This is a genomic window from Tissierella sp., assembly GCF_052089545.1.
GTDB lineage: Bacteria > Bacillota > Clostridia > Tissierellales > Tissierellaceae > Tissierella_A.
The window spans coordinates 1-2,815 of sequence record NZ_JBQDAA010000259.1 but is presented as its reverse complement, the minus strand read 5'-3'; the positions used below and the strand labels follow the sequence as shown (position 1 = coordinate 2,815).

Below are 2,815 nucleotides of genomic sequence, written 5' to 3'. Positions count from 1 at the left end.
AATTTAGATATATTATAGATACAAATAAAGTTGATGGAGAATTTGAAGATGTAAAACAAATTTATGAACACAATGATAAAGATGTTAAAAAGACAATAAAAGATGTATCGAAAAAATTAGATAATTTCATTAAAGGAAATTTAAACTTAAAAACTAAAGACATAGCTCTATACTTTTTAACAATTAATGAAGAAAAAATAAGTAATAACAAGGAATATAAAAATGCAATAAAAGAAGAAATGTACAGTTTAGATGAAAATCTACCAAAGGATTATTGCTCTGTATGTAGTAAAAATAGTCAAGTTACTTCAGATACTAGTAAATTACAGCTTAAATTTTATACTACTACTAATATAAACTTTCCATCAGGATTTTCTAAAAGTAATTATAATAAAAATATGCAAATATGTGAAGAGTGTATGAGTTTTTTAATGAGTGGTGAGCAATATATAAAAGACAATTTAAGCTCTAGATTAGGTGGTATGCCTATATATATAATACCTCACTTTTTATTTGAGCCTGATCCGAGCAAGAAAAAGATGGATGAAATATCAAAAAACATACAAAAGACATTTAATGAAAGTAAGAACGTAGGAGGAATAGAAAATTTTAGAGATGAGTTAATAGAAACCACTCCAGAGGATAATGAGTTTTTATTGAATATACTATTTTATAAAATAAATCAACAGTCAGTTAAAGTTCAGAGGTTAATAAAAGATGTAAATCCTTCTAGATTTGGAGAATTAATTATAGCTTCTAAGGGAATCCAACGAAGATTTGAAGATTTGATAAGTAATAATTTGAAAATACCACTTGGCTTACAATCGGTATATTATTTAACTCCTGTAAAAGTTAAAACTGGTGAAGTACAAGATTTTAGAAAGTTGTTAGCATTATATGATGCTATATTTAAAGAGGTTAAAATAAAAAAAGAAGTATTAATTACTAATTTCTTAAATATGATTAAAATTCATTATTATAATAAAGAAAATCAATTTAATATAAAACCATCAAGATTTTTTAGCAAAAGTATTATTCAATCTCATATGTTGATTAAATATTTAGAAAAAATAAATTGTTTAAAGGAGGGTGAAGGTATGGATTTAGATTCAATAATTTTAGATGAAGAAATAAAAAATTATATGAAGGAGATGAATTATTCAGAACAAGAAGCATCGATGTTTTTACTGGGATATCTGGTTTCACAAGTGGGAAATAGACAAAGAATGGAAAGAGAAGGGAAAAAGCCTATTCTTAATAAAATCAATTTTAATAGCATGGATTTAAATAAAGTCAAGAGACTTTCAAATGAAATACCAGATAAACTAAGACAAAATAAAATCTTAAAATACAATGAGAAACAATATTTTGCACATAAAAAATTAATGGATAAACACAGAAATGATTGGCAATTGAGTAAGCATGATAATTTATATTATATCATGTCAGGATATGCTTATGGAACTACAAAACTAATTTATAAAAAGGGGAATGAAGATGATTAATAATAGTGAGATATTATTCTTATACGATGCAAAGATGACAAATCCTAATGGTGATCCCGATGAAGAGAATAGACCAAGAATGGACTACGAAAGAGATATAAATTTAGTATCAGATTTAAGACTCAAAAGATATATAAGAGATTATATTCAAAATAAAGGAGAAAGGATTTTTGTAACAAAATTAGATGGTGAGACTGTAAGACCTCAAGGAATTGTAGATGATTTAAAAAAGAAATTGAATAAGACTAAATTAGAAAAAGAAGATATATTGAATAATTTAATAGATGTAAGATTATTTGGTGCCACTATACCTATAGAAGGTGATACAAATGCATTTACAGGCCCTGTACAGTTTAATTGGGGCTATTCATTCAACAAAGTAGAACTTATGGAAAGTGCTATAACAAGCCATTTCTCTACAGGAGATACGAATAAACAAGGGGCTATGGGTAGAGACTATAGAGTTAAATATTCTTTTATAGCATTTTCGGGTGTAATAAGTGGAAATAGAGCTAAAGAAACATTACTTAAAGAAGAAGATTTAGAAAAATTAGATAATGCTGTAATAAAATCCATACCTTTACTTGCAACCAGAAGTAAGGTAGGACAATATCCAAGACTATATATGAGGGTTGAATATAATAATAGTGAAACTATTCTGGGTGATATGAGAAGCATGATTAACTTCAAAGAAAACAAAGAAAATGCTCGTGATATCTCAGAGGTGGAAATAAATATTGAAATGTTAGAAAAATATTTAAGAGATAATAAAGAAAAAGTAAATAAAATTTATTATTATAAACATCCAAATATGAAAATAATAAACGGAGAGTTCACGGAAATATTTAATGGGTTTAATTTAGTAGAAATTAGGTGATTTAGATGAATAAAGAAGTGTTAATTTTTGATATAAAGGGGTATGCAGCACATTTTAGAAAATTTTATACTAACTCATCTTCACTTACCTATAGCGTAGCGCCTAGGACCACCATATCAGGAATAATATCGGCAATACTTGGAAAAGAAAGGGACTCTTATTATAATGATTTCTCTACAGAAAACGTAGACATAGCTTTAAGAAAAAACAATAAAACTAGAAAAATATTACAAACATTAAATTATATGCAGATAAAAACTAAAAAAGATTTTGAATTCCCTAAGAATCATACACAAATTCCTTTTGAAATGGTATTAGCTGAAGTAGGACTCATAAGCTATAGACTATATTTTAGTTCAAATGATGAGAATATGTTCACTGATTTAGAAAGGAGACTTAAAAGCAAGAAATATTATTATACACCTTCTTTAGG

General features: G+C 26.5%; 3 protein-coding genes. All 3 read left to right on the top strand.

The window, feature by feature from the left end:
- Positions 1-1,505, top strand: a 1,505-nt coding sequence (locus ACTHW2_RS12610) for a TIGR02556 family CRISPR-associated protein (protein WP_442264249.1), incomplete at its 5' end; no start/stop codon positions are given.
- The gene (cas7b, locus tag ACTHW2_RS12605) at positions 1,498-2,382 is read left to right on the top strand and encodes a type I-B CRISPR-associated protein Cas7/Csh2 (RefSeq protein ID WP_442199586.1); all 885 of its coding nucleotides are present in this window, start codon (positions 1,498-1,500) and stop codon (positions 2,380-2,382) included. The genes ACTHW2_RS12610 and cas7b, both read left to right, overlap by 8 nt.
- 5 nt (positions 2,383-2,387) lie before the next feature.
- Positions 2,388-2,815, top strand: a 428-nt coding sequence (gene cas5 / locus ACTHW2_RS12600; RefSeq protein ID WP_442264248.1) for a CRISPR-associated protein Cas5, incomplete at its 3' end; no start/stop codon positions are given.

Coding starts and splice junctions, on each gene's coding strand:
- cas7b (WP_442199586.1), top strand. CDS start 1,498: ATGATTAATAATAGTGAGATATTATTCTTATACGATGCAAAGATGACA.